Source organism: Pseudomonas paraeruginosa PA7, from assembly GCF_000017205.1.
Lineage (GTDB): Bacteria > Pseudomonadota > Gammaproteobacteria > Pseudomonadales > Pseudomonadaceae > Pseudomonas > Pseudomonas paraeruginosa.
In genome coordinates, this window is the sequence record NC_009656.1 from 6006469 (window position 1) to 6032441 (window position 25973).

Here is a 25973-nt window from a genome sequence, read left to right on the forward strand (position 1 = left end):
GGATGCTCTCGTCGTGTCGCCGTCCCGGGCGGGCGCAACAGGCCCTGACCGGCTGCGCGAAAAGGCGGCCGATGGTACCTCGGCTGGCGAACGATACGAGACTTTCTGGATTGCCGGCGCAGGGTAACAGCAGCGCCGCGCGGGGAAAACAGGCAAGAAACAGACCATGCCCCCGGCGGCGCTCCACCGGGGGCATGGGATCAGGACTGGGCGGCGGGCAGCAGGCCGGCGTCGCCGGGCACTACCTGGGCCAGCGGTACGCTGGCCGCGTGGGGGTCGTCCGCCTCGGCCTTGCGCCAGCGGCCGAGCCAATCGTCGCGGTTCTCTTCCCAGACCTGCGCATGCAGGCGCGAAAGTGCTACCGGGTCACTCAACAGGGCCAGGCGCGTGGCACCGTCGAGCTGTTCCGGGCCCTTCTCGATGGCCTTGCCGATACGCTCGCCGCGCACCGTCTCGATGGCTTGCGCACGGTTGTGGCGAGCCGTGCCCATGGCACAGGCCAGGGCGTTGAGCAACGGATCGACGGCGGCCTTGAGGAAGCCGTCCTTGAGCGCATGCCAGCGGTTCTCGTAGGTGTACTCGTCGGTCGCGCGCAGCTCGCGCGGGGTGTCGTACTCCTCGGGAATCAGGAACAACTTTTCGTCGCGGGCGCGCAGGCCCAGCTTGACCCGGCTGGAAATCACCGACACGGGGATCGACAGCATCAGCGAGCCGACGATCGGCGACAGCCACCACAGGAAGCGCGGGTTGAGCCAGGCCACCAGCAGGGTCCAGGCAAGGCCCAGCAGGGTCTGCATGCCATGCCGGCGGATCGCCTCGCTCCAGGGGGTGGCGTCGTCGTCGCGCTGCGGCGAGTTCCACTGCACCGACCAGCCGAGGAAAGCGGCGAGCACGAAGCGGGTATGGAAGAGCATCCGCACCGGCGCCAGCAGCACCGAGAAGAACATCTCCAGGAGCATGCTCAGGGTCACCCGGATCACCCCGCCGAACCCCTTGGCGCCCTTGGCCCAGATCAGCATCACGCTGAGCAGCTTGGGCAGGAACAGCAGGGTCAGGGTGGTGGAGAACAGCGCGATGGCCTTCTCCGGGTGCCACTGCGGCCAGATCGGGAACAGCTGCCGCGGTTCCAGGAAGTACTGCGGCTCCATCAGCTGATGCACCGCCAGCAGCGCGGTGGAAAGCACGAGGAAGAAGAACCACAGCGGCGCCGACAGGTAGGACATCACCCCGGTGAGGAACACCGCGCGGTGCACCGGGTGCATGCCCTTGACCAGGAACAGGCGGAAGTTCATCAGGTTGCCGTGGCACCAGCGGCGGTCGCGCTTGAGTTCGTCGAGCAGGTTCGGCGGCAGTTCTTCGTAGCTGCCGTCGAGGTCGTAGGCGATCCACACGCCCCAGCCGGCACGGCGCATCAACGCGGCCTCGACGAAGTCGTGGGAAAGGATCGCGCCGGCGAACGAGCCCTTGCCCGGCAACGGCGCCAGGGCGCAATGGTCGATGAAGGGCTGCATGCGGATGATCGCGTTGTGCCCCCAGTAGTGCGACTCGCCGAGCTGCCAGAAATGCAGGCCGGCAGTGAACAGCGGGCCGTAGACGCGGGTGGCGAACTGCTGCATGCGCGCATACAGGGTGTCCATGCCGGACGCCTTCGGCGCGGTCTGGATGATCCCCGCCTCAGGATTGGCCTCCATCAGCCGCACCAGCTTGGCCAGGCAGTCGCCGCTCATCACGCTGTCGGCGTCCATCACCACCATGTAGCGGTAGTCGCCGCCCCAGCGCCGGCAGAAGTCGTCGATGTTGCCGCTCTTGCGCTTCACCCGGCGCCGCCGGCGACGGTAGAAGATCTTGCCGAAGCCCCTGGTCTCGCGGCACAGCTCGAGCCAGGCCTGCTGCTCGGCGACGGCGATATCGGGATCGTTGGTGTCGCTGAGGACGAAGAAGTCGAAGCGCTCCATCTCGCCGGTGGCGGCCATCGACTCGACGGTCGCCCGCAGGCCGGCGAACACCCGCGGCACGTCTTCGTTGCAGATCGGCATGACGATCGCCGTGCGCGCGTCGGCGGCGATCGGCTCGCTGCCGGCGCTGCTGCCGGAAATCCGGTAGCGGTCGCGCCCGGTGAGCAGCTCCCAGAAGCCCATCAGGGCGGTCCAGAAGCCGGCCGAGACCCAGCAGAAGAGGATCGCGAAGAGCGCCAGGATGCCGAACTGGATGACGTAGGGCAGGACCTGCTGGACGGTGTCCAGGAGACTCTGCCGGGTAAGTTCCTCCAGGTCGACGAAGGCCCAGCCCTGGTACGGCAGGATACCTTTCATGTAGTAGGTGGCGACCGAGGTCTGCGCCAGCATCAGCAGCAGCAGGATGAACCGGCGCAGCGAGCCGACCCGCTGCCAGCGCGCGCGCGGCAGGGCGCGCTTGGGCTTGGGCGGGTTGCTGCGGCCGGTCAGCCGACGCCAGCCACGCACCAGGATGTTGGTGCGCCAGGGCTCGGGGATCACCTTGGTGCGGCGGATCGGCGGGGAAATCTTGAGGAAGGTGCGGCCCTGGGCGTCGACGCCGAACATCTCGGCGTCGTCCAGTTCGGGGCTGCCCAGTTGCAGGCGGGCGCGTACCGAAGCCAGGGCGGGATCGCCCCCGGCTTCGCTGGCGGCACCTTCTCCCGCCAGGCGAGCATGCAGCTCGGAGAAGGAAGCGGACTCGCCGAGCCGGGCCCGCTCCTCTTCCGCCAGGGGAAGATGAGCGAGGTAGTCGGCCAGCGGCGCTTTCGGGGTAGATGGGTTATTCATCGGCAGGCAGCTGATAGCTCCAGGTTTCGCTCAGTGGCTTCTGCGCCTCGTCGACCAGCGCCGCGCGCATTTCCACCGGCTTTTTCGGATCCTTGACCTTGATCCGCAGCGTCAGGCGCCAGCCTTTCAGGACCGGGTTGTAACGCAGGCTGTTCTCCACCACTTCGGCGTTGCTGTCGGTGCTGACCTGGGTGGTCACCGGCGCATCCGGCGCCAGGTCCTTCAGGGCCGGCCCTTCGAAGTCGACGACCAGGGCGGTGCTGCCGTCCTGCTGGCGGATCAGGTTCTTCTGCTTCACGTCGCCGACCGAGCGCATGGTCTGCTTGACCCAGGAGGACTTCGGGTCGTGCAGCTCGTCTTCATCCATGGTCCAGTGCAGGCGATAGGCGAAGTCCAGCGGCTTTCCGACCTCGGGCTGGGTCTCGGGGTTCCAGAACGCGACGATATTGTCGTTGGTTTCGTCCGGGGTCGGGATCTCCACCAGTTCCACGGTGCCCTTGCCCCAGTCGCCCTTCGGCTCGATCCAGGCGCTCGGGCGCAGGTCGTAGCGGTCGTCCAGGTCTTCGTAGCGGGAGAACTCGCGGCCGCGCTGGAGCAGGCCGAAGCCTTTCGGGTTCTCGACGCTGAAGGTGCTCACCGACAGGTGCTTCGGATTGTTCAGCGGACGCCACAGCCACTCGCCGTTGCCGGCATGGATCTGCAGGCCGCTGGAGTCATGCAGCTCGGGACGGAAGTTGTGCTGCTCGGACGGCTGGTTGGAGCCGAACAGGTACATGCTGGTCAGCGGCGCCAGGCCCAGCTTGCTGACTTTCTCGCGGAGGAACACGCGGGCCTGCACATCCATCACCGCGTCCTTGCCCGGACGCAGGACGAAGCGGTAGGCGCCGGTGGCGCGCGGCGAGTCGAGCAGGGCATAGATCACCAGTTGCTTGTCCTGCGCCTTCGGCCGCTCGATCCAGAACTCGCGGAAGCGCGGGAACTCCTCGCCGGACGGCAATGCGGTGTCGATCGCCAGGCCGCGCGCGGACAGGCCGTAGACCTGGCCCTTGCCGACCACGCGGAAATAGCTCGCGCCGAGGAAGGTGGCGATCTCGTCCTGCTTGTCGGCCTGGTTGATCGGGTAGAGCACGCGGAAGCCGGCGTAGCCAAGGTCCTTGGTGGCATTCTCGTCGAACTTCAGCGATCCGAAATCGAACTTGGTGCGATCGTATTTGATCGGCTTGACCGTGGTGGCGGTCACCTCGTTGATCTTCACTGGCGTGTCGAAGTGCATGCCCTGGTGATAGAAGCTCAGCTTGAACGGCGTCTTCAGCTTGCCCCAGTAGGCGCGTTCGTTGATGAAGCGGATCTGCTGGTAATCGGCGAACTTCATTTCGCTGAATTCCGATGGCAGGTTGCTGGTCGGCGCGGAATACTTGTCGCCAGCCAGGTCCTTGGCCTTGCTCGCCACGTCATCGATGCTGAATGCCCATACCGGGGCGGCGACGAACGCCAGCGCGGTCGAGCCGGCCAGCAACAAGGTGCGCACGCGGGCGCGGAAATCGGTGTTTGAAACGGAACGGAAAATCACGAGGCCCCCTCGTCCGTGAACATGAATTACTGAAGACGCCCTGACCGTTCAGGGGTCTCCCTCGGCACCTGGGTGCCGGTCGAACATGGTTTCGCCACATTCGCTGCCAAACCCGATAGATAGCCAGATTTGGCGCGATCTGACAAAAGAATGCCTGTTTCCAGTCATTCGCGTTACGTGCACCGGGCCTGGAAAACCTGGAAGCATGCCGCTCGTCGGCTAGCGACTCCAGAGGTTCCGACCCTGCCCGGGCGGAATGATTCCCGTCCTTTGGGTTGCAGGCCGCCCCGCCTCGCATCGGGATGCCAGGCGGCCTGTCCTGTACAGCATGAAATCGGCGTGCGGATGATGCACCGGGGATGTGACAAAAGGCCATGTATCTGTCACAAAAATTAACCCTTCCGGCGCTGCCGACCCTCCCTGCAACGCAGCGGGAAACTTCCCGCGAATCCCCCCGCTCAGCACTCCAGCAGGAAGGTCACCGGGCCATCATTGACCAGGTGCACCTGCATGTCGGCGCCGAAGCGACCGGTCGCCACCTGCGGATGCGCTACGCGCGCCAGCTTCACCAGGTGCTCGAACACCGCCTCGCCCTGCGCCGGCGGCGCCGCGCTGGAAAAGCTCGGGCGCAATCCACTGCGGGTATTCGCCGCCAGGGTGAACTGCGAGACCAGCAGCAGTCCGCCCTGTACGTCCGCCAGCGAGCGATTCATCTTGCCCTCGGCGTCGCCGAACACCCGGTAGTTGAGCAGCTTGTGCAGCATCTTCGCCGCGCAGCGCTCGCCGTCCTCCGGCTCCACCCCGACCAGCACCAGCAGGCCGCGATCGATGGAACCGACTATCTCCCCGCCGACCTCCACCCGCGCCGCGCCGACGCGCTGCAGCAACGCCTTCATTCGGCCTCCGGCGGCAGGTCGAGCAGACGCCGGCCAATCTCGTTGGTGGCGCGCACCAGCGCGTCGACGATGCCCGGCTCGCTGGCTGTGTGGCCGGCATCGCGGATGATTTGCAGCTCGCTGTTCGGCCAGGCCTGATGCAGGGCCCAGGCATTGTCCAGCGGGCAGATGGCGTCGTAGCGGCCATGCACGATCACGCCAGGCAGGTGGGCGATGCGGTGCATGTCGTCGAGCAACTGGTTGGGCCTGAGGAAGCCCTGGTTGACGAAGAAGTGGTTCTCGATACGCGCGATCGACAGCGCCCTGCCCGGTTCGGTGAAGCGGTCCACCACCAGCGGGTTTGGACGCAGCGTCGCGGTGCGGCCCTCCCAGGTCGACCAGGCCTTGGCCGCGTGCATCTGGGCGATCTGGTCGCTGCCGGTGAGGCGCTTGTGGAAGGCCGCCAGCAGGTCGCCGCGCTCCTCCGGCGGGATCGGCGCGATGTAGTCCTCCCAGTAATCGGGGAACAGGCGGCTGGCGCCTTCCTGGTAGAACCAGTGGATGTCCTGCGCGCGGCAGAGGAAGATGCCGCGCAGGATCAGCGCATGGACCCGCTCGGGATGGGTCTGCGCATAGGCCAGCGACAGGGTCGAGCCCCAGGAACCGCCGAACAGCACCCACTTCTCGATCCCCAGGTGCTCGCGCAGGCGCTCCATGTCCGCCACCAGGTCCCAGGTGCTGTTGTTCTCGAGGCTGGCGTGCGGTGTGGAACGCCCGCAGCCGCGCTGGTCGAAGGTCACGATGCGATAGAGATTGGGATCGAAGAAGCGTCGCGACAGGGCATCGCAACCGGAGCCGGGACCGCCATGGACGAAGACCACCGGCAATCCGTCCGGCGAACCGCTTTCGTCGGCATACAGCACATGCGGTTCGTCGACGGCCAGCTCGTGGCGGGCGTAGGGTTTAATTTCCGGATACAGAACTAGCATGATGCGCTCCCGAGGCGATGTGTTCGGCCCCCGGCGCAAACGTCGACAGCGGGGCCCGTCCTTTGCTCTGCCGCGCATGATACTTCGGCGCCGGAAAAAAAACCGAGCGGCTTTGGTCTCCGCCGCGCGAAGATGGCAAACGATCAATCCAGACAATGGCGCATCGCGCCGGGAGGGCGAACATGGGCGAGGCCCTGCGACACCGCATCCGCGCCGCCGGCCTGCTGGTGGTGGAGCAGCGAATCCTGCTGGTGCGCCACGAGGTCGGCGGCGACATCTACTGGATTCCGCCCGGCGGCGGCTTCGAGTCGGAACGCGACGAGTCGACGAAGGACACCGTCAGACGCGAGTTCCTCGAGGAAACCGGCCTGCGGGTGGACGTCGGCCCGCTGGTCTACGTCCGCGAGTTCGCCGAACCCGCCGCCGGGCGCTTCCACATGGAGCTGTTCTACCGCATCGACGACTGGCGCGGCGAACCGACCCTGGCCAACCTGAAGGGCCTGGGCGGCGACGAGTTCGATATCCGCGAGGTCGGCTGGATCGCCCGCGACGAGCTGCCTGGCCTGCCCTCCTTCTATCCGGCCGAACTGGCCGACGACGTCTGGTCGCGCCTGGAGGCAGCGACGCCGTCGATCCGCCACCTCGGCCTGCAACGCTAGACGCTCACTGCACCGGATCGCTGGTGGGCTTCTCGAGGATCGCCTTCAACTCGCTGGTCATGGGGAACTCCAGGTTCAGCCCCTTGGGCGGGATCGGCTGCTGGAACCAGCGTTGGTAGATGCCCTGGATCTCGCCCGAACGGTACAGCCCGGCCAGGGTCTCGTTGACCAGGGCGAGGAACTGCGGGTCGTCCTTGCGCACCATGCAACTGTAGATTTCCCGCGACTGCGGCTCGCCGACCACCACCCAGTCGTGCGGCTGGCGCGCCTTGGCGCGTTCGCCATAAAGCAGCGCATCGTCCATGTAGAAGGCCACCGCGCGACCCGATTGCAGCATCTGGAAGGCTTCGCCGTGGTCCTTGGCGCTGACCACGTTCATCCCCAGCTTGTGCTCGGCGTTGTAGTTCTTCAGGTAGCGCTCGTTGGTGGTGCCGGCGGTGGTCACCACGTTCCGGCCCTTGAGATCGTCGAAGTGGGCGATGCCGCTGTCCTTGCGGGTCAGCAACTGGCCCTTGACGTAGATGAAGCCGTAGGAGAACGCCACCTGCTTCTGCCGCTCGGCGGTGACCCCGGTGGAGCCGCATTCCAGGTCGACGGTGCCGTTCTGCACCAGCGGGATGCGGGTCTGCGAGGTGACCAGGTTGTACTTCACCCTGAGCTCCGGCTTGCCGAGGGTGGCCTTCAGCCGCTCCACCACCTTGCCGGCCAGGTCCACCGAATAGCCCATGGGCCGGCCGCTGTTGTCGCCAAGGTAGGAAAAGGGCACCGAGGCATCGCGATAACCCAGGGTTATCGTGCCGTTGTCGGCGACCTTCTTCAGGGTGCCGCTGAGTTCCTCGGCCTGAGCGGCGCCGATGGCGAGCGACAGGGAGAATGCGAGAGTGCTGGATACAAGGGTTTTCATCGGAGGTTCTGCCTCTTTTTTCTTATGGCTATGGAAAGGAAGTCAGCCCCTGGCCGCCACCACGGTGATCTCCACCAGCACCGACGGACGCGCCAGCTCCGCCTGCACGGTGGTCCGGCTAGGCGCCTGGCCGGTCGGCAACCACTGGGTCCAGACCTCGTTCAGGGCGGCGAAATCGCGGGCGATGTCCTTCAGGTAGATGGTCGCGCTGAGGATACGCTCCTTGCGCGACCCGGCCTCGGCCAGCAGCGCGTCGATCTTCGCCAGTACCTCGCGGGTCTGGCCGTGGATGTCCTCGGCCTGGTCCGGTACCTGGCCGGAAAGAAACACCAGGGCCTCGAAGCAGACCGCGGCGGACAGGCGGTCGTTGGTGGCGATACGGGTCGGTTGCATGGGAATGCTCCAGGTCGGGGGAAGTCAGCCGGCCAGCGCGCCGCGCGGCAGCAGGCCGGTGGTGTCGATGCTCGGCGTGCGTCGACCGATCTGTTCGGCCAGCAGGCGCCCGCTGCCGCAGGCCAGGGTGAAGCCGAGCGCGCCGTGGCCGAGGTTGAGCCAGAGATTGCGGTAGCCGCCGTTGCCCACCAGCGGCACGCCGGTGGGTGTGGCCGGACGCATGCCGGCCCACTCGGCGGCGGCATCGAAGTCACCGCCCAGCGGGAAGGTGTCCCGCGCCTGCTGGCGCAGCAGCGCCAGGCGGGCGGGTTCGAGAGCGGGATCGAAGCCGACGATGTCGACCATCGCGGCGATCCGCAGCCGCTCGCCGATCCGCGCATAGACGATCTTGCGGTCGTAGTCGGTGATGCTGGTCTCCGGCGCCCGGTGCTGCGCGCCGATCGGCAAGGTCAGGCTGTAGCCCTTGAGCGGGTACAGCGGCAGGCGCAGACCCGGCAGCATCAACTCGGCGCTGCGGTAGCCGGCGGCCAGTACCACATGCTCGGCCTCGATGAGATCGCCGCCGACCTCGACGCCACGCACCGCCCTGCCCGCCTCGGCGATCTTCGTCACCCGGCGGCCATACAGCAGCCGGCAACGTCCGGAAGCCTGCAGGCGCTCGACAAGTCGCACGCAGAAGGCGTGGCAGTCGGCGACCTCCTCGTCCGGCGTATGGATGGCACCGACCAGCGGCACCTCGGCCAGGGCCGGCTCCAGCGCGCGGCACTCGGCGGCGGACAGGACGAACTGGGCGGCGGGATCGGCCAGGCCCTGGCGCGCGTGCTCGAAGCTCGCCGAGCGACGGAATGCCACCAGCTTGCCGTTGCGCCGCCAGTCGAAGCCGACGAGGCCGTCGTCCTCGCGCCAGACCTGCAGGGTGCGCTGGCTGAACAACGCCAGGCGCAGCAGGTGCGCGGCATTGCGCCGGTTCAGCGAACCGCGGCAGGCCGCGAGGAAGCCCAGCAGCCAGCGCCACTGCGCCGGATCGAAGCGCGGCCGCAGGCGCAGCGGCGCGTCGTCGCGCAGCAGCCAGCCGAGCGCCTGGATCGGTACGCCGCTATCGGCCAGCGGCGCCACGTAGCGATAGGACAGTTGGCCGCCGTTGGCGTAGCTGGTCTCCAGGCCACCCCGCTCGCGCGCCTCCACCAGGGTCACCTCGAATCCTTCGCGAACCAGGGCGTAGGCCGTGGCCAGGCCGACGACGCCGGCGCCGATGATGCAAACCCGCTGAACCATGACAGTCGCTATCCAGGTGATATCCAGGGCTTCGACGATAGGCGCGGATGACAGCGACAGGACAATGAATAAAGATGGCCAGGGTATAAGTTCAGGTTATGGGTCCGCGCCAATGAAGCTCCGCCACATCGAAGTGTTCCAGGCGATCCGCCAGGCCGGCTCGGTCAGCGGCGCCGCGCAGTTGCTGCACGTATCGCAGCCAGCGGTGAGCAAGGTCCTGCAGCACGCCGAGCAACAGCTGGGCTTCCCGCTGTTCCTGCGGGTGCGCGGCAAGCTGCTGGCGACCCCGGAAGCACTGGAGCTGGAGCGCGAGGTGGCCAAGCTCAGCGACAGCCTGCAGGCGGTGCGGCGCCTGGCACAGAACCTGCGGCGCCAGCCGGACCACAACCTGCGCATCGGCGCCACCCCGGCCCTGGCGCTGTCATTGCTGCCGCGGGCGATCGGCGAGTGGAGCGCGCGCTATCCGCAAAGCGCCTGCGAACTGGCCACCCTGCATTCGCGCGAACTGGTACAGGGCCTGCTGATGCGCGAGCTGGACCTGGCCCTGAGCCTGAAGCAGCCGGACCATCCCGGCCTGCGCGGCGAAGCCATAGCCAGCGGCGTTCTGGTGGCCCTGGCACCCCATGAGCACTGGCCCGAAGCGGAGCGGCAGCAACCGTTGAGCCTGGCCGGGCTGGCCGGCGCGCCGCTGATCGGGCTGTCCACCGCCGACCCGCTGTTCGCCCGCCTGGAAGATTACCTCAGTGCCGTGGAGCCGCCGCCACAAGTGAAGATCGCCGTGCAGACCTACGCCCTCGCCCGCGCCCTGGTGGAAGCCGGCGCCGGCCTGGCGCTGGTCGACCCCTTCACCGCCCTCGGCGCCGACCCGCGCAGCACTGCGATCCGTCCGCTGAGCCCGGCCTTCCCGGTCACCCTCTACGCCATCACCCGCGCCGACGAAACCCCGCCGCACACCCTCGCCCCGCTGCTGCGGATGCTCGCCTGCCAGGCCGAGGAGCGCCTGCGGGCGGTGCCGGCGATTCAGGCGTAGCGTTCGCGGCCCCAGGCCAGCAGGGTTTCCAGCAACGCGCGGATGACCGTGCGGGTCGGTTCGGCAAGGTCGGCACGGTAGGCGAACGGCACCCGCTCATCCATGTAGGTGCACTGCGCCAGCTCCAGCTGGATGGCATGGACATGCTGCTCCGGCTGGCCGTAGTGGCGGGTGATGTGGCCGCCCTTGAAACGTCCGTTGAGCACATGGCTGTAGCCGTCGGCGGCGGCGCAGACCGCTTCCAGGCGTGCCGCCAGCTCGGGATCGCAACTGGCGCCGGCGTTGGTGCCGAGGTTGAAGTCCGGCAGCCGGCCGTCGAACAGGTGCGGCACGTGCGAGCGGATCGAATGGGCGTCCCACAGCAGGGCGTAGCCGAACTCGGCCTTCAGCCGCGCCAGCTCCTCGGCGATGGTCCGGTGGTAGGGCGTCCACACTTCGGCCAGGTAGCGCATGCGCTCCTCCGTCGACGGCGCCATGCCGTCGCGGTAGAGCGGCTGGCCGTCGAACAGGATGTCCGGGTATAGGCCGGTGGTGGCGGTGCTGTACAGCGGCTTGTCGTCGGAAGGACGGTTGAGATCGACCACATAGCGCGAATAGTGGGCAGCCAGGGTGCTGGCACCCAGTTCCTCGGCGAAATCGTAGAGCCGGGGAATGTGCCAGTCGGTATCGGCCAGCGCCCGCGCCTCCTCCACCAGGCCGGCGTCCACCGCCGGAGTCAGGCGCGTGCCGGGGTGCGGCATGCTGATCAGCAGCGGCACGCGGCCGCGCGTGAAACTCAGGACTTCATCCACGGTATACCTCCTCGGCGTGGCGAATGACACGTTTCGGCAGATCGCCGCCCAACCAGTAGGCCAGCTCCGCCGGGCGCTCGATCTCCCAGGCGACGAAATCGGCCAGCTTGCCGGCCTCCAGGCTGCCGTGGCTAGCCTCCAGGCCCAACGCCCGGGCGGCGTGCAGGGTGACGCCGGCCAGCGCTTCCTCCGGCGTCAGGCGGAACAGGGTACAGGCCATGTTCAGCATCAGGCGCAGCGACAGCGCCGGCGAAGTGCCGGGATTGAGGTCACTGGCCACGGCCATGGCCACGCCGTGCCGGCGCAGGGCGTCGATCGGCGGCAACCGGGTCTCGCGCAGCAGGTAGAAGGCGCCCGGCAGCAGCACCGCGACGGTGCCCGCCGCACCCATGGCGCGGGCATCCTCCTCGGTCATGTACTCCAGGTGGTCGGCCGACAGCGCCTGGTAGCGCGCCGCCAGGCTGGAGCCATGCAGCGATGACAGCTGCTCGGCGTGCAGCTTCACCGGCAGGCCCAGCTCGCGGGCGGCGATGAATACCCGCTCGACCTGCGCCGGGGAGAACGCCAGGTGCTCGCAGAAGGCGTCCACCGCATCCACCAGGCCTTCCTTCGCCAGCGCGGGCAGAATCGTCGTGCAGACATGCCCGATGTAGTCGTCGGCGCGTCCGGCATATTCCGGAGGCAAGGCATGGGCGGCGAGGCAGGTGCTGCGCACGGTCGCCGGCAGTTGCTCGCCGAGGCGGCGGATGACCCGCAGCATCTTGGCCTCGCTGGCCAGGTCGAGGCCGTAGCCGGACTTGATCTCCAGCGCCGTCACGCCATCGCGCAGCAAGGGGTCCAGGCGCTTGCGCGCGCTGGCCAGCAACTCTTCCTCGCTGGCCTCGCGGGTGGCGCGCACGGTGCTGGCGATGCCGCCTCCGGCGGTGGCGATCTCGGCGTAGCTGACGCCCTCCAGGCGCTGCTCGAACTCGCCACTGCGGTTGCCGCCGAACACCGCGTGGGTGTGGCAGTCGATCAGCCCCGGCGTCAGCCAGGCGCCGCCGAGGTCGATGCGCTCGGCGTAGTCGCCGGGCGGCAGTTCGGCGCGCGGGCCGATCCAGTGGATCAGCGGACCGTCGGTGACCAGGACGGCGTCCTCGACGATCGAGTACTTGCCGTTCCTGAGGGTGGCGGCATGGCAATGCTGCCAGAGTCGTTTCATTGCAGGTCTCCTATGCTCGCGGCCACCCGGGCGAGGCTGCTCTGCTCGCCGAGGATGGCCGCCGCGCTGGCGATGTCGGGGGCCAGCCAGCGGTCGGTGTCGTACGCGGGCACGCGCTCGCGCAGGATGCCCCAGGCCGCCGCGGTGCCCTGGCCGCGGCGCTGCGGGGCGAGGAACTCGAAGGCCTGGGCGGCCAGCAGGTACTCGATGGCGAGGATCCGCCGGAGGTTCTCCAGGGCCCTGCCGAGCTTGAGCGCGGCGCTGGTGCCGAGGCTCAGGTGGTCTTCCTGGAGGCCCGAGGTGACGAAGTTGTCGACCACCGCCGGTTGCGCCAGCTGGCGGTTCTCGCCGGCCAGGGAGGCGGCGACGTACTGGGTGATCATCATCCCCGAGTTGACCCCCGGCTTGCCCACCAGGAAGGCCGGCAGGCCGCTGACCAGCGGGTTGACCAGGCGATCCACGCGGCGCTCGGCGACCCCGCCCAGCTCGGCCACGGCGATCGCCAGCAGGTCGGCGGCCATCGCCACCGACTCGCCGTGGGGGTTGGCCTGCGACACCACCCGGTAGGCTTGCGGCGTGCCCAGCAGCAGCGGATTGTCGGTGGCCGAGTTGAGTTCGGTCTCGACCTGCCGCGCCGCGTGGGCCAGCTGGTCGCGGCAGGCGCCGTGGATCTGCGGGATCGAACGGATGCTCAGGGCGTCCTGGGTACGGATGCCGCGGGCGCTTTCCAGCACCTCGCTGCCGGCCAGCAGGGCGCGCAGGTTGGCGCCGACCCGCTGCATCCCGGGATGCGGCTTGAGGGCGATGATCTCGGCGTCGAACGCCGCCAGTTGCCCGCGCAGGGCCTCGAAGCTCATCGCCCCGATCACGTCGGCCCACTGCGCCAGGCGCTGCGCGTCGTCCAGCGCCAGGCAGGCGAGACCGGTCATGCACGGCGTGCCGTTGACCAGGCACAGCCCGTCCTTGGCGCCCAGGCGCACCGTCGACAGGCCCTCCGCCGCCAGCGCCGCGGCGGCCGGCACCACCTCGCCACGGTAGCTGACCTCGCCGACGCCGAGCAGGGCGATGCCGATGTGCGCCATGTGGGTCAGGTAGCCCACCGAGCCCTGCGCCGGCACCCGCGGCGTGATGCCGTGGTTGAGCAGCGCCAGCAGCGCTTCCACCAGCGAACGGTCGAGCCCCGACTTGCCCTGGCTGTAGTTGGCGATGGCGGCGCAGATGATCGCCCGGGTCTGCTCGTCGCGCAGCGGCTCGCCGACCCCGCAGGCGTGGCTGAGCAAGGTATTGCGCGACAGCTCGGCGAGCTGCTCGCCCTCCAGCAGGACGTTGCACAGCGCGCCCAGGCCAGTGCTGATACCGTAGGCGCGCTCGCCGCTGGCGACTATGCGCCGGACGATGGCGCGGGCGTTGTCGATCCGCGCCCAGGCCTCCGCCGAGAGTTCCAGGCGCGCGCCATGCCGCGCCACCGCGACCACCTCCTGCCAGCGCAGAGGCCGGTCGCCGAACACCACGCTCGCTACGCCGCTCATAGGTTCGCCACCCGGCGCTGGACGAAGCGGTCGACGTAGTCGTCGGCCGGCTGGTGGAGAATTTCCCGTGGCGTGCCGACCTGGATCAGCTGGCCATCCTTGAGGATCGCGATGCGGTTGCCGATGCGCACCGCCTCGTCGAGGTCGTGGGTAATGAAGACGATGGTCTTGTGCAGGGTCTTCTGCAGCTCCAGCAACTGGTCCTGCATGTCGGCGCGGATCAGCGGATCGAGGGCGCTGAAGGCCTCGTCCATGAGGATGATCTCGGTGTCCGCGGCCAGCGCGCGAGCCAGGCCGACGCGCTGGCGCATGCCGCCGGACAACTGGTGCGGGTAGGACTTCTCGTAGCCCTTCAGGCCCACCGTGGCGATCCAGTGCAGGGCCCGCTCGTGGCACTGCGCCCGGCTTTCGCCGCGAACCTTCAGGCCGTAGGCGACATTGTCGAGCACGCTCCTGTGCGGCAGCAGGCCGAAACTCTGGAACACCATGCTGATCTTGCGCCGGCGGAATTGCCGGAGGGCTTCCATGTCGTAGCGCAGGATGTCCTCGCCATCCATCAGGATCTCGCCGCTGGTGGGGTCGATCAGGCGGTTGAAGTGGCGCACCAGGGTCGACTTGCCGGAACCCGAAAGGCCCATGATCACGAAGATCTCGCCAGCACCGATGGACAGCGACAGATCGTTGACGCCGACCACGCAGCCGGTCTGCGCCAGCACCTCGGCCTTGCTGCGCCCCTGGCGGATCAGCGCCAGGGCGGCGTCGGCGCGCGGGCCGAAGATCTTGAACACGTTCTTCACTTCGATCTTGTTCATCTGCGCCCCGCTCATTTGCTCGCCTCGTGCCGGGAACGGCCGTAGGCCTGGGTGATGCGGTCGATCACCACCGCGAGGATGACGATCGCCAGGCCGGCCTCCAGGCCCTTGCCCACGTTCAGCGTCTGGATTCCCACCAGGACATCTTCACCGAGGCCGCGCGCGCCGATCATCGAGGCGATCACCACCATCGACAGGGCCATCATGGTGGTCTGGTTAATCCCCGCCATGATGCTCGGCAGGGCCAGCGGCAGCTGCACGCCGAACAACTGCTGCCAGCGGTTGGCGCCGAAGGCGTTGACCGCCTCCATCACCTCGTTGTCGACCTGGCGGATGCCCAGGTCGGTGAGACGGATCAGCGGCGGCGCGGCGTAGATCACGGTGGCGAAGATCGCCGGCACCTTGCCCAGGCCGAACAGCATCAGCACCGGGATCAGGTACACGAAGCTGGGCATGGTCTGCATGATGTCCAGCAGCGGCATCAGCACCGCGCGCAGGCGGTTGCTGCGCGCGGCGAGGATACCCAGGGGGATGCCGATCAGCACCGAGATGAAGGTCGCCACCAGCATCAGCGCGAGGGTCTGCATCAGCTTGTCCCAGAGGCCCACGGCGCCGACCAGGAACAGCAGCCCGGTGATCACCAGGGTCGGCAGCAGGCGCCGGGTGGCATGCCAGGCGATCGCCGCGACGATCGCCAGCAGCAGCCACCAGGGCGTGGCGCGGAGCAGGCCTTCGAGATTGACGATGGCCCAGAGGAGAGTGTCGGAGATCTTGCGGAACAGGTCGCCGTAGTTGGTCACCAGGGCGTCGACCCAGCCGTTGACCCAGTCGGCGATGGAAAATGTCAGGCGTTCGGGAAACATGGTCTGCTCTCGTCGGTCGTGGAATCAGAGTGCCGCTTCGATCTTCTTCGCCGCGTCCGCGTCGACCCAGGCATGCCAGACCTCGGGGTGCTTCTCGAGGAATTCGCGCGCCAGCCGCGCCGCGTCGATCCGCTCCTTGGCCATCCGTGCCAGGTTGGCGTTCAGCAGGTCGATCGGCAGGTTGACCTTCTCCAGCACCGCCACCAGCTCCGGCGCCTGGTCGTGGAAGGTCCGCGACAGGCCGACCTGGATGCGGATGCTCTTGTCGACGCCGGGCTTTTCCTCCAGCCGCACCAGGTCGGCGCGGCCCATCAGGGGCGTCGGCGACCAGTAGTAGAAGAGGATCGGTTCACCGCGCCGATAGCTCGACAGCACCGCGGCATCCAGCGCCGGGCCGGTGCCGGGGCGGAAGTTGGTGAACTTGCCCTCGAGGCCGTAGCCTTTCAGCATCTCGCTGTTCTCCAGCTCGCAGGTCCAGCCGGCCGGGCAATTGTAGAAGCGTCCCTTGTCCGGCTCCTCCTGGTCGCGGAAGACCTCGGCGTACTGCGCCAGGTCGGCGATCGAGCGCAGGTTCGGCGCCCTGGCCTCGAGCTTGCGCTGCGGATCGCCCTCGATCACGTAGCGCGGCACGTACCAGCCCTCCACCGCGCCGACGATGGGTGCGCCGACGCCGACCACCTTGCCGGCGGCCGCAGCCTTGTTCCACGCGTCGCTGCGGCCGATCCACTCCTCGGCGAAGACCTGGATGTCGTTGGTGCTCAGCGCCTGCTCCATGGTGATCGAGTTGCCCGGCAGGCTGTCGGTGGCGCAGCCGTAGCCCTTGGCCAGGACGAACTGCATCAGCTCGGTGAGCAGCGTCCCGCTTTCCCAGTTGAGCCCGGCGAACTTCACCGCCTTGCCGGACTCGCACCAACCCTCGGCCTGGGCGCCCGCCGAGGCGGCGAGCAGGCCGAGGGCACAGAAAACACTCAACATCGACTTCTTGTATCGCATGGTTGGACGCTCCGGATGTGCGATTGGGCAAAGGCAGTTGGAAAACCTGCGGGCCGCGGGCGGCCCTGATCGTTGTTATTGGACGGCGAGCGCAGGCGCCGCTGTTTCCATTGCAGCCCTCCCTGGGCATCTGCGGGCGCCCCGCTCTCGCGAGCGCCCAACAGGCATGGCATGCCTCCTTTTTCCATGGATACGGGTCGTGAACGCCTACAGGCTCGGCAACAGCCGGGCCGGCAGCAGCGCGTTCAGGCAGCCGCTGGCCAGGAGCTGGCTGGCGGCCTCGATGTCGGGGGCGAAGAAACGGTCCTCCTGGTAGTACGGTACCTTGGCCCGCAGCAGGCCACGGGCCTGCTCCAGCTTCGGCGAACTCTTCAGGCCTTCACGGAAATCCAGGCCCTGGCAGGCACCCAGCCATTCCACGGCGAGTATCCCGCGGACGTTCTCGGCCATCGCCCAGAGCCGCTTGCCGGCGTTGGGCGCCATCGATACGTGGTCTTCCTGGTTGGCCGAGGTCGGCAGGCTGTCGACGCTGGCCGGGTGGGCCAGGGCCTTGTTGTCGCTGGCCAGGGCGGCGGCGGTGACCTGGGCGATCATGAAGCCGGAGTTGACCCCGCCATTGGCCACCAGGAACGGCGGCAGCTGCGACATGTGCATGTCCATCATCAGCGAGATGCGCCGCTCGGACAGCGAACCGATCTCGGCCAGGGCCAGGGCCAGGTTGTCGGCGGCCATCGCCACCGGCTCGGCATGGAAGTTGCCGCCGGAAACCACGTCGCCCTCGGCGGCGAACACCAGCGGGTTGTCGGACACCGCGTTGGCCTCGATCTCCAGCACCTCGGCGGCCTGGCGCATCTGCGTGAGGCAGGCGCCCATCACCTGCGGCTGGCAACGCAGCGAGTAAGGGTCCTGGACCTTGTCGCACTTCTCGTGGGAACGCGCCACCTCGCTGCTGGCGGTGAGCAGGTCGCGGTAGGCCGCAGCCACGTCGATCTGGCCGCGCTGGCCGCGCGCCGCGTGGATACGCGCGTCGAACGGCGCCCGCGAGCCGAGCATCGCCTCGACGCTGAGGCCGCCGCAGACGGTGGCGGCGGCGAACAGGTCCTCGGCCTCGAACAGGCCGCGCAGGGCGTAGGCGGTGGAGACCTGGGTGCCGTTGAGCAGGGCCAGGCCTTCCTTGGCCGCCAGGGTCAGCGGCTCCAGTCCGGCCAGCGCCAGCGCCTCTCTTGCCGGCAACCACTCGCCGCGATGGCGCGCCTTGCTTTCACCGATCAGCAGCAGGGACATGTGCGCCAGCGGCGCCAGGTCGCCGGAGGCGCCCACCGAGCCTTTCAGCGGGATGTGCGGGTAGACCTCGGCGTTGAGCAGCGCGATCAGCGCGTCGATGACCTTGCGACGAATGCCGGAGAAGCCGCGTGCCAGGCTGTTCACCTTGAGTAGCATGACCAGCCGCACCATGGCGTCGTCCAGCGCCTCGCCGACCCCGGCGGCATGGGAAAGGACGATGGAACGCTGCAACTTCTCCAGGTCGGCCGGGGAGATCCGGGTCGAGGCCAGCAGCCCGAAGCCGGTGTTGATGCCATAGGCGGTGCGGCCTTCGGCGATGATGTTCTCGACGCAGGCCACGCTGGCGGCGATCGGCGCCTCGGCGCTGGCGTCCAGGCTCAGGTGCAGCGGAGCGAGGTAGGCTTGACGCAGTTCGGCCAGGGTCAGTTGGCCGGGTTTCAGGTGCAGGCTCATCGAGGGTCTCCTTGGCCGTTCGCTGCCGGCGGCTTCGCTATCCATTCACGGTGTTTCCGGGAACCGGAGGCGCCGCTCGCGCGCCTCCGGCAATGCGCTTCAGGCCCCCCGCTCGGCGAAGGCGCCGGGGTCCTGCGGCAGGACCATCCGTGCGGGCGCCTGGCGCGAGGCCTTGCGGCGGGCCACCAGATAGTAGAGGACGGCCGGGACCACCAGGCCGATGATCCAGGAAATGTCCACCCCACCGAGGTGTTCGACCATCGGCCCGGTATACAGCTTGGTCGCCAGGAACGGCATCTGCACCAGCACGCCGAGGGTATAGACGGCGATGCCCGGTACGTTCCAGCGGCCGTAGCGACCGTTGGGGTCGGCCAGGGCCGGCACGTCGTAGCGCTCGCGGGTGATGAAGTAGTAGTCGACCAGGTTCACCGCGCTCCACGGGGTGAAGAAGGTCAGCAGGAACAGGATGAAGGACTTGAACGCCGCCAGGAACGAATGCTGGCCGAGCAGCGCGATGACCGTGGAGGCGCCGACGATCGCGAGGACGAAGAACAGGCGCTGCAGACGCGTGATCTCCAGTTGGCCGCGCACGCTGCTGATGATGGTGGCGATGCACATGAAGCTGCCGTAGGAGTTCAGCGTGGAGATGGTCACCTTGCCGAAGGCGATGCTGAAGTAGAGCAGCGCGGCGATCGTCCCGCTGCTGCCCAGGCCGACGATATAGGCCACTTCGCGCCCGGCGAACTGGCCGTTGGCCATGGCCGCCGCGAGCACTCCGAGCACCATCGAGGCCTGGGCGCCGAGCACCGAGCCGAGGCCGACGGCGAGGAAGGTCTTCCAGCCCGAGGTGGATGCCGGCAGGTAGCGCGAATAGTCGGCCACGTAGGGGCCGAAGGCGATCTGCCAGGACGCCGACAGCGACACCGCGAGGAGGAACGAGGCCCAGCTGAAATGGCGGATGGCGAGCAGTTCGCCGATGTCGCCGAGCAGCAACACGCGGCTGAACAGGTAGACGAAGGCGATGATGCCGAGGACGCTGGCGATCCGCCCGATGATGTGGATGACGCGGTAGCCGAGCACCGTAACCAGGACGATGAAGGCGGCGAAGATGAGGATCCCGGCGCTGTCACCGAGTCCGGTCATCTGGCCGATCGCCTGCCCGGAAAGTACCGTGCCGGTGGCGGTGAAGCCCAGGTACATCAGGCATACCAGGGCGATCGGGATGCAGGCGCCGTAGACGCCGAACTGCACCCGGCTGGAAATCATCTGCGGCAGCCCCAGCCGCGGCCCCTGCGCGGCGTGCAGGGCCATCACGGCGCCGCCGAGGACCTGCCCGAGGAGCAGGCCGACCAGCGACCAGAACACATCGCCGCCGAGCACCACGGCGAGGGCGCCGGTGACGATGGCGGTGATCTGCAGGTTGGCCCCCAGCCAGAGGGTGAACTGGCTGTAGAGGCGACCGTGGCGCTCGTTCGCCGGGATATAGTCGATCGAGCGCCGTTCGATCAGAGGCTTGCTGTCGCTGCCCTGGGTCATGCTGCTGTACTCCGCTGCGGCTCGCTCGCCGCCATTCTTGTTGTCGCCCGGACCGGGCAGTAAGCGGCCACCGCCACGTCCCCGCCGACGTGAGGCCGTATCCGGCGGCTTCCCGGCGTTGCCGGAAGCCGCCGGCGCCGTCAGCGCTTGCCGGTGATCATCGGCAGGTTCAGGCCCTGTTCCCTGGCGCAGTCGATGGCGATCGGGTAGCCCGCGTCGGCGTGGCGCATGACCCCGGTGCCCGGATCGTTGGTCAGCACCCGGGCGATGCGCGCGGCGGCTGCATCGGTGCCGTCGCAGACGATCACCATGCCCGAGTGCTGGGAGAAGCCCATGCCGACCCCGCCGCCGTGGTGCAGCGAGACCCAGGTGGCGCCGCTGGCGGTGTTCAGCAGGGCGTTGAGCAGCGGCCAGTCGGAGACGGCGTCGGAGCCGTCCTGCATGGCCTCGGTTTCGCGGTTCGGGCTGGACACCGAGCCGGAATCGAGGTGGTCGCGGCCGATCACGATCGGTGCCGACAGTTCGCCGCTGCGTACCATCTCGTTGAAGGCCAGGCCGAGCTTGGCGCGCAGGCCCAGGCCGACCCAGCAGATGCGCGCCGGCAGGCCCTGGAAGCTGATGCGCTCGCGAGCCATGTCCAGCCAGCGGTGCAGGTGGGCGTCATCGGGAATCAGTTCCTTGACCTTGGCGTCGGTCTTGTAGATGTCCTGCGGATCGCCCGACAGCGCGGCCCAGCGGAACGGGCCGATACCACGGCAGAACAGCGGGCGGATGTAGGCCGGGACGAAGCCGGGGAAGTCGAAGGCATTGGCCACCCCCTCTTCCTTGGCCATCTGGCGGATGTTGTTGCCGTAGTCGAAGGTCGGGATGCCCAGCTTCTGGAATGCCAGCATGGCCTGCACATGCACGGCCATGGAGCGCTTGGCCGCCTTGACCACGCCGGCCGGGTCGGTCTGCGCGCGGTCACGGTATTGCTCCCAGGTCCAGCCGGCCGGCAGGTAGCCATTGAGCGGGTCGTGGGCGCTGGTCTGGTCGGTGACCATGTCCGGACGCACGCCGCGCCGCACCAGCTCCGGAAGGATCTCGGCGGCATTGCCCAGCAGGGCGATGGAGATCGCCTTGCCTTCGGCGGTGTACCTGGCGATGCGCGCCAGGGCGTCGTCGAGGTCCTTGGCCTGTTCGTCGACGTAGCGGCTGCGCAGGCGGAAATCGATACGGCTCTGCTGGCATTCGATGTTCAGCGAGCAGGCTCCGGCCAGTGTCGCCGCCAACGGCTGGGCGCCGCCCATGCCGCCGAGGCCGGCGGTGAGCACCCAGCGGCCCGCGAGGTTGCCGTCGTAATGCTGGCGACCGGCCTCGACGAAGGTTTCGTAGGTGCCCTGGACGATGCCCTGGCTGCCGATGTAGATCCACGAGCCGGCGGTCATCTGGCCGTACATCGCCAGGCCCCTGGCATCCAGTTCGTTGAAGTGTTCCCAGGTCGCCCAGTGCGGCACCAGGTTGGAGTTGGCGATCAGCACGCGCGGCGCGTCGGCATGGGTCTTGAACACCCCGACCGGCTTGCCGGACTGCACCAGCAGGGTCTCGTCGTCGTTCAGTTGCCTGAGGGTCTCGACGATCCTGTCGTAGCACTCCCAGTTGCGCGCGGCGCGGCCGATGCCGCCGTACACCACCAGTTCCTTGGGATTCTCGGCCACCTCTGGGTCGAGGTTGTTCATCAGCATGCGCAGCGGCGCTTCGGTCAGCCAGCTCTTGGCGGTCAGCGTGTTGCCGCGCGGGGCGCGGATTTCGATGTCGCGGAATTTGCTCGGGGTGGTCACGGCAGGCTCCTGGGGGCGTAGCGTTGAACGGCTGGCGCCCATGCGGACGCCTGAATTCGGGTGGAAGCAGAGGTTGCGGCGGGCTCACCTGACACATCTATGCTTGTACATACAAGTATAAGCAAAGGCAGGGCCAAGTCCGCCGCTGGGCACCTGCCGAACGCTCTCCAGCATCCCGCAGATCAGGAGCAAGCCATTGATTAAAATGATATTTTTTAAAATCGAGAAATGGCGATGATCCTAGGCGGCGAGCGCGCCGAACGATCGCGCACATTCTCCTGGCAGGTATCCACGCCCCCGAATGGGGCATTCGGTAACACCGCTCAGCGCAAATGTGGGTAGCCCCAGCCCTCTGCCTGCCGCTCGTAGTCGAGGAGGATCCGATAATATTCCTCGCCAGCCGGGAGGAAGGATTTCAGCGCCAGGGTCCGGGCCAGTTCCGGGCAGTCGACCAGGGTCAGGTTCAGCGCCTCGAACAGCTCGCGGCGTTGCGTCGCGCTCCAGCGTAGCGAAGTGATCAGCGGCAGGGCCGGGCTCGGCGCGCTGCGTCCGAGCACGCGCAGCCCGGCCAGGCGTTCCGGGGCGTGACGTTGCAGGTAGGCGAAGGTCAGCGCGTCCACCGAGGTCAGCTCGGCCTCCCCCGCCGCGACCATGGCCAGGCTGCGCACGTGACCGCCACTGATCCGCACCTCGGCGAAGAACGCGGCATCGCGTCCCAGCGGCGCCAGCGCGTGGCGCAGCAGGTTCATGCCACTGTTGGAATCGTGCCCGTTCAGCGCCAGGCGGGTGTCGCGGAACTCGTCGAGACGCCGCCGCGCCTCGCCCTCGGCGGCGACGAACAGGCTGCAATGTTCACCCGGCGCGCAGTCCGCCAGGTCGTAGCTGGGCACCGCGAGCACCGCTACCTGGCCCTGCAACTGGGTCACCAGCGGATAGCCGCAGGCCTGCGCGAACAGCAGGTTCGGCTGCCGCCACTGCACCGCCAGCTCGGCGGCGGCCGGCGCGCAACGGCGTACGCCCAGGCGCCGGCAGACTTCGTCGATGAAACCGCGACCGGCCTGCCTGACGCAGTCCGGCTCGACATACATGTCCAGCGCCGCCACCACCGGGGTATCGATCATCGTCTGCTCCACCTGCCGCCAGTGCTCGGGATGCGCCGGCGCATCCACCGGCCGCCAACCGTGGCGCCGCCATAGACGACCATAGCCGGGCAGGAGGAAATCGCCACTGCGCCGGCTCGGCGGCCGGCCGGCGTTCGTGAACGAACGCCGCATGCCCAGGCCGAGCGCCGGATAGGCGACGCCCAGCAGGTACAGCCAGAGCCTGGCCAGCAGCGGCGCGTGCACGTCCCGGATAGGTCAGTCGGTCATCGAGGTGGTGGCGCAGGTGGCCGTCGCGATACAGCGGGCAGGGATACCAGCCGCCAGGGACAGGTAGCCGGGCAGCGCGTTGAATGCCGGCCAGCGAGTCGGATGGCCATGGATCAGCTCATGCTGCAACGACATATGGAGGCAAGCGAACGGCGCCAGGTCCGGCAGCACCGCCCAGCGCCTGGAGCCTGCCTAGCAGGCGAAGCACCCGGGTACGCTGACGCCCGCTCAGGTAATGCGCCACGACGTCCTCCGGCGCTTACTTCAGGGAGGCATCGAGACGGGCGGCAACCTCCGCCGGCATCCAGCGGCTCCATATCTCGCGGTGCTCGCTGAGAAACCGTGCGCGCACCTCGCCGACATCGTGGTGATGCTGCGCCATGTCGGCGAGCAGGGCGTTGAACAGCGGCAGGGGAATCTCGACCCGGCGGAACAGCTCGACCAGCGCCGGCGCCTTGTCATGGAAATCGCGGGAAACGCCGATGGTGATCTTCGCCGGCAAGGAGCGGGAGCCGATGGGATCCGGATTCTTCGGATCGGACAGGGTCGCCCAGGCCTTTGCGCTGAACGGCGGCTCTTCCAGCTGTACCAGCTTGTAGCGGCCCATCAGCGGGGTCGGCGACCAATAGTAGAAAAGCACCGGCTCGCCTCGGCGGAATGCCGCGCTGATCGCCGCGTCCAGCGCCGGCCCGGTGCCGGTGCGGAAATTCGTGTAGCTGTCCTGCAGCTTGTAGGCCTTGAGCTTCTGGCTGTTGACGATCTCGCAGGTCCAGCCGGTCGGACAATTGTAGAAGCGCCCCTTGCCGGGCTCCTCGGGATCGCGGAACAGCTCCTTGTAGCGCGGCAGGTCGGCGACCGACTTCAACTCCGGCGCCTTCGCCTCGATGCCTCGCTGCGGGTCGCCCTCGACCAGATATTCCGGCACCCACCAACCCTCGGTGGCACCCTTCACCGTCTCGCCGACGGAAAACACCTCGCCCGCCTCCTCCGCCGCGCGCCATACCGGGCTGCGCCCGGCCCACTGCTCGCCGGTGACCTGGATGTCGTTCTGGCGCAGGGCGCTCTCCATGGTCACGGTGTTGCCCGGCAGCGCGTCGGTCTCGCAGCCGTAGCCTTTTTCCAGCACGTAGCGCAGCAGGTCGGTGGTGAACATGCCGCTTTCCCAGTTGAGCCCGGCAAACACCACTTTGCCCGGATACGGGCACTGCGCCCCGGCGGCGGCCTGGCTGGCGAGGCTGGCGCCCAAGGCGAGGACGGCGAGGAACTGGCGAAGCGGGGGCATGCGGGTCTCCCGGTTGGAGTAGGACGGCATGCGGAACCATATAGACATTAGAAATACTGGATCAATAACGTTTCATTCCTTGGATAGACAAAAGCGCCTACCCTTTCGGTGTAGACGCTTTTTCCTCGCATCGCCGGAGAATTACCGCGCTTCGAGCTCCACCGCACAGACCCAGGCCGCCTCGTGCGCCGCCAGGCGCCAGTGCTGCAAGCCCTCGAGCCCTTCGGCCTGCAGGCAGTCGTGGACGCCCAGCCGGCCACAGGACTGGCCTTGCAGGGAAACCGCGACCTCGCCCTGCTGGGCGAACAGCAACACGGTGCTCGCCGAGCCGTGCCAGTCCAGAGCCTCCTCCACCCGCAGCCATTGCAGGCGCGCCCGGTAGCGCTGCGGGGAGTAGATCAGGTTGAAGTCGCGGATAGCCCCATCGAGCAGGGTGCAGTGCACCTCGCTGTCGCCGGAGAAAGCGAAGGGCTGGCGCTCGCGCAGCGCCGGTGTGTCCGCCCCATCCACCCGCAGGCGCATGCCGCCGCCCTGCAGCACGCTGATGATCCGCTGGTAGCCGGCGAAACGGGAGAAACCACCGGATTCGCCGACATCGGCGATCGACAGGCGCCAGCCGAAGCCGTCCAGGCCGTCACCGCCGTCGCGGGCGATCTCCTCGGTGGAACCGGCGCCGTTCTTCCACGGCATTCTCGGGTAGTCGACGGCGCGCAGGATGCGGAATTCGCTCATGAGGTGAAGCGTCCTTCCAGACGGTGGCGGGAACCCGGGTGCAGCAGCCGCGCGGCGGTCACCGCGACACGCCCGGACCAGGTGCGGCGGCGGATCAGCAGGCACGGCTCGCCGCGTTCGATCTGCAGCAGCTTGCATTCCGCCGGCTCGGCGAGGATCGCCTCGACCACATGCTCGCCCTCGGTGAGCGGCGCCACCTGGGTCAGGTAGGCATAGGGCGTTTGCCGGGTGAAATCCTGCCTGAGGTAGTCCGGCGCCACCGCGGCGTTCACGTAGCGGTCCTCGATCTGCACCGGGATGTCGTTTTCGTAATGCACGATCAGCGAGTGGAACACCCGCTGGCCTTCGCGCACGTCCAGCGCCAGGGCGCGCTCGGGGCCGGCGACCTCCTCGCCGAGGGTGATCACCTGGCAACGATGGCGATGCCCGCGGGCGGCGATCTCGTCGGCGATGTTGTGCACCTCGAACAGCGCCGACTGGCCCTTGGGCTCGGCGACGAAGGTACCGACACCCTGCATGCGCACCAGCAGGCCGTCGCTGGTCAGCTCGCGCAGGGCGCGATTGATGGTCATCCGACTGAAGCCGAGCTGGCTGACCAGTTCGCTCTCGGACGGCACCCGGTGGTGCGGCGGCCAGGCGCCCGACTGGATCTGGCTGACGATCATCTGCTTGACCCGCGCGTAGAGCGGCGCCGGCACCTCGCCGAGTTGCGAGGCCAGCGGGGATCGATCGGAAGAAGAGGACGTCACGGAGAGACTCCTTGTCGAGGCGTCGATGAAGTGAGTTTACGCACCGCCTGATCGTCTGTATATGTATATACAAATAAAAC

23 protein-coding genes are annotated in these 25973 nt (G+C 67.9%); 2 read left to right on the forward strand and 21 right to left on the reverse strand.

Annotated features, from left to right (window positions below):
* Positions 1 to 200: 200 nt before the first annotated feature.
* The 4 genes from mdoH to pip form a co-directional block, all read right to left on the reverse strand.
* Positions 201 to 2783 (reverse strand): glucans biosynthesis glucosyltransferase MdoH, encoded by a 2583-nt coding sequence (gene mdoH / locus PSPA7_RS27750; RefSeq protein WP_012077743.1) that lies wholly within the window; start codon positions 2781 to 2783, stop codon positions 201 to 203.
* Positions 2776 to 4353 carry a glucan biosynthesis protein G gene (locus PSPA7_RS27755; RefSeq protein WP_012077744.1) on the reverse strand — a complete coding sequence of 526 codons (1578 nt, stop codon included), beginning with the start codon at positions 4351 to 4353 and terminating at the stop codon, positions 2776 to 2778. Before PSPA7_RS27755 ends, mdoH begins: the two co-directional genes overlap by 8 nt.
* 458 nt (positions 4354 to 4811) lie before the next feature.
* A complete protein-coding gene (gene dtd, locus PSPA7_RS27760; RefSeq protein WP_012077745.1) occupies positions 4812 to 5249 on the reverse strand; it encodes a D-aminoacyl-tRNA deacylase in 438 nt (145 codons plus the stop codon).
* Positions 5246 to 6217, reverse strand: a complete 972-nt coding sequence (gene pip, locus PSPA7_RS27765) for a prolyl aminopeptidase (protein ID WP_012077746.1) — start codon at positions 6215 to 6217, stop codon at positions 5246 to 5248. The genes dtd and pip overlap by 4 nt, the downstream gene beginning before the upstream one ends.
* Before the next feature lie 182 nt (positions 6218 to 6399).
* Between pip and PSPA7_RS27770 the strand changes: the two genes are divergently transcribed.
* Positions 6400 to 6876 carry an NUDIX domain-containing protein gene (locus tag PSPA7_RS27770; RefSeq protein ID WP_012077747.1) on the forward strand — a complete coding sequence of 159 codons (477 nt, stop codon included), beginning with the start codon at positions 6400 to 6402 and terminating at the stop codon, positions 6874 to 6876.
* 4 nt (positions 6877 to 6880) lie between these two features.
* On the opposite strand, the gene PSPA7_RS27775 is transcribed toward PSPA7_RS27770, so the two are convergent.
* The 3 genes from PSPA7_RS27775 to PSPA7_RS27785 are packed head-to-tail and all read right to left on the reverse strand — an operon-like array spanning position 6881 to position 9448.
* Positions 6881 to 7780, reverse strand: a complete 900-nt coding sequence (locus PSPA7_RS27775) for a transporter substrate-binding domain-containing protein (RefSeq protein WP_012077748.1) — start codon at positions 7778 to 7780, stop codon at positions 6881 to 6883.
* Positions 7781 to 7822: 42 nt separating this feature from the next.
* Positions 7823 to 8173, reverse strand: a complete 351-nt coding sequence (locus PSPA7_RS27780) for a RidA family protein (protein ID WP_003153869.1) — start codon at positions 8171 to 8173, stop codon at positions 7823 to 7825.
* 24 nt (positions 8174 to 8197) lie between these two features.
* Positions 8198 to 9448 (reverse strand): D-amino acid dehydrogenase, encoded by a 1251-nt coding sequence (locus PSPA7_RS27785; protein ID WP_012077749.1) that lies wholly within the window; start codon positions 9446 to 9448, stop codon positions 8198 to 8200.
* Positions 9449 to 9512: 64 nt separating this feature from the next.
* On the opposite strand from PSPA7_RS27785, the gene PSPA7_RS27790 reads away from it, so the two are divergent.
* Positions 9513 to 10478: a LysR family transcriptional regulator gene (locus tag PSPA7_RS27790; RefSeq protein ID WP_079262216.1), complete on the forward strand. Its 966-nt coding sequence runs from the start codon at positions 9513 to 9515 to the stop codon at positions 10476 to 10478.
* Here PSPA7_RS27790 and hutG read toward each other — a convergent pair.
* The 14 genes from hutG to hutC all read right to left on the reverse strand — a co-directional run bounded on the left by hutG (position 10469) and on the right by hutC (position 25893).
* Positions 10469 to 11269, reverse strand: a complete 801-nt coding sequence (gene hutG / locus PSPA7_RS27795) for an N-formylglutamate deformylase (protein WP_012077751.1) — start codon at positions 11267 to 11269, stop codon at positions 10469 to 10471. The genes PSPA7_RS27790 and hutG overlap by 10 nt on opposite strands.
* Entirely contained in the window at positions 11262 to 12470 is a 1209-nt protein-coding gene (gene hutI / locus PSPA7_RS27800) for an imidazolonepropionase (RefSeq protein ID WP_012077752.1), read from the reverse strand. The genes hutG and hutI overlap by 8 nt, the downstream gene beginning before the upstream one ends.
* The gene (locus PSPA7_RS27805) at positions 12467 to 13999 is read right to left on the reverse strand and encodes an HAL/PAL/TAL family ammonia-lyase (protein WP_012077753.1); all 1533 of its coding nucleotides are present in this window, start codon (positions 13997 to 13999) and stop codon (positions 12467 to 12469) included. The genes hutI and PSPA7_RS27805 overlap by 4 nt, the downstream gene beginning before the upstream one ends.
* The gene (locus PSPA7_RS27810; RefSeq protein WP_012077754.1) at positions 13996 to 14826 is read right to left on the reverse strand and encodes a quaternary amine ABC transporter ATP-binding protein; all 831 of its coding nucleotides are present in this window, start codon (positions 14824 to 14826) and stop codon (positions 13996 to 13998) included. The genes PSPA7_RS27805 and PSPA7_RS27810 overlap by 4 nt, the downstream gene beginning before the upstream one ends.
* The gene (locus tag PSPA7_RS27815; RefSeq protein WP_012077755.1) at positions 14823 to 15674 is read right to left on the reverse strand and encodes an ABC transporter permease; all 852 of its coding nucleotides are present in this window, start codon (positions 15672 to 15674) and stop codon (positions 14823 to 14825) included. The genes PSPA7_RS27810 and PSPA7_RS27815 overlap by 4 nt, the downstream gene beginning before the upstream one ends.
* A gap of 24 nt (positions 15675 to 15698) precedes the next feature.
* The gene (locus tag PSPA7_RS27820; RefSeq protein ID WP_012077756.1) at positions 15699 to 16667 is read right to left on the reverse strand and encodes an ABC transporter substrate-binding protein; all 969 of its coding nucleotides are present in this window, start codon (positions 16665 to 16667) and stop codon (positions 15699 to 15701) included.
* 207 nt (positions 16668 to 16874) lie between these two features.
* Complete coding sequence (gene hutH / locus PSPA7_RS27825; protein ID WP_041025429.1) at positions 16875 to 18404, reverse strand: histidine ammonia-lyase; 1530 nt, start codon at positions 18402 to 18404, stop codon at positions 16875 to 16877.
* Between the two features lie 99 nt (positions 18405 to 18503).
* Entirely contained in the window at positions 18504 to 19940 is a 1437-nt protein-coding gene (locus tag PSPA7_RS27830; RefSeq protein ID WP_003151657.1) for a purine-cytosine permease family protein, read from the reverse strand.
* Between the two features lie 140 nt (positions 19941 to 20080).
* Positions 20081 to 21760, reverse strand: coding sequence for a urocanate hydratase (gene hutU, locus PSPA7_RS27835; protein WP_012077758.1), 1680 nt, complete (start codon positions 21758 to 21760; stop codon positions 20081 to 20083).
* Positions 21761 to 22083: 323 nt separating this feature from the next.
* A complete protein-coding gene (locus tag PSPA7_RS27840; protein ID WP_012077759.1) occupies positions 22084 to 23106 on the reverse strand; it encodes a phosphate/phosphite/phosphonate ABC transporter substrate-binding protein in 1023 nt (340 codons plus the stop codon).
* A gap of 12 nt (positions 23107 to 23118) precedes the next feature.
* On the reverse strand, positions 23119 to 23301 hold the full coding sequence (locus PSPA7_RS33105; protein WP_012077760.1) for a fatty acid desaturase domain-containing protein: 183 nt from the start codon (positions 23299 to 23301) through the stop codon (positions 23119 to 23121).
* Between the two features lie 88 nt (positions 23302 to 23389).
* Positions 23390 to 24412 carry an ABC transporter substrate-binding protein gene (locus tag PSPA7_RS27850; protein ID WP_041025430.1) on the reverse strand — a complete coding sequence of 341 codons (1023 nt, stop codon included), beginning with the start codon at positions 24410 to 24412 and terminating at the stop codon, positions 23390 to 23392.
* Positions 24413 to 24553: 141 nt separating this feature from the next.
* Entirely contained in the window at positions 24554 to 25144 is a 591-nt protein-coding gene (locus PSPA7_RS27855) for a HutD/Ves family protein (RefSeq protein WP_012077762.1), read from the reverse strand.
* Positions 25141 to 25893 carry a histidine utilization transcriptional repressor HutC gene (gene hutC, locus PSPA7_RS27860; RefSeq protein ID WP_012077763.1) on the reverse strand — a complete coding sequence of 251 codons (753 nt, stop codon included), beginning with the start codon at positions 25891 to 25893 and terminating at the stop codon, positions 25141 to 25143. The genes PSPA7_RS27855 and hutC overlap by 4 nt, the downstream gene beginning before the upstream one ends.
* Positions 25894 to 25973 lie beyond the last annotated feature (80 nt).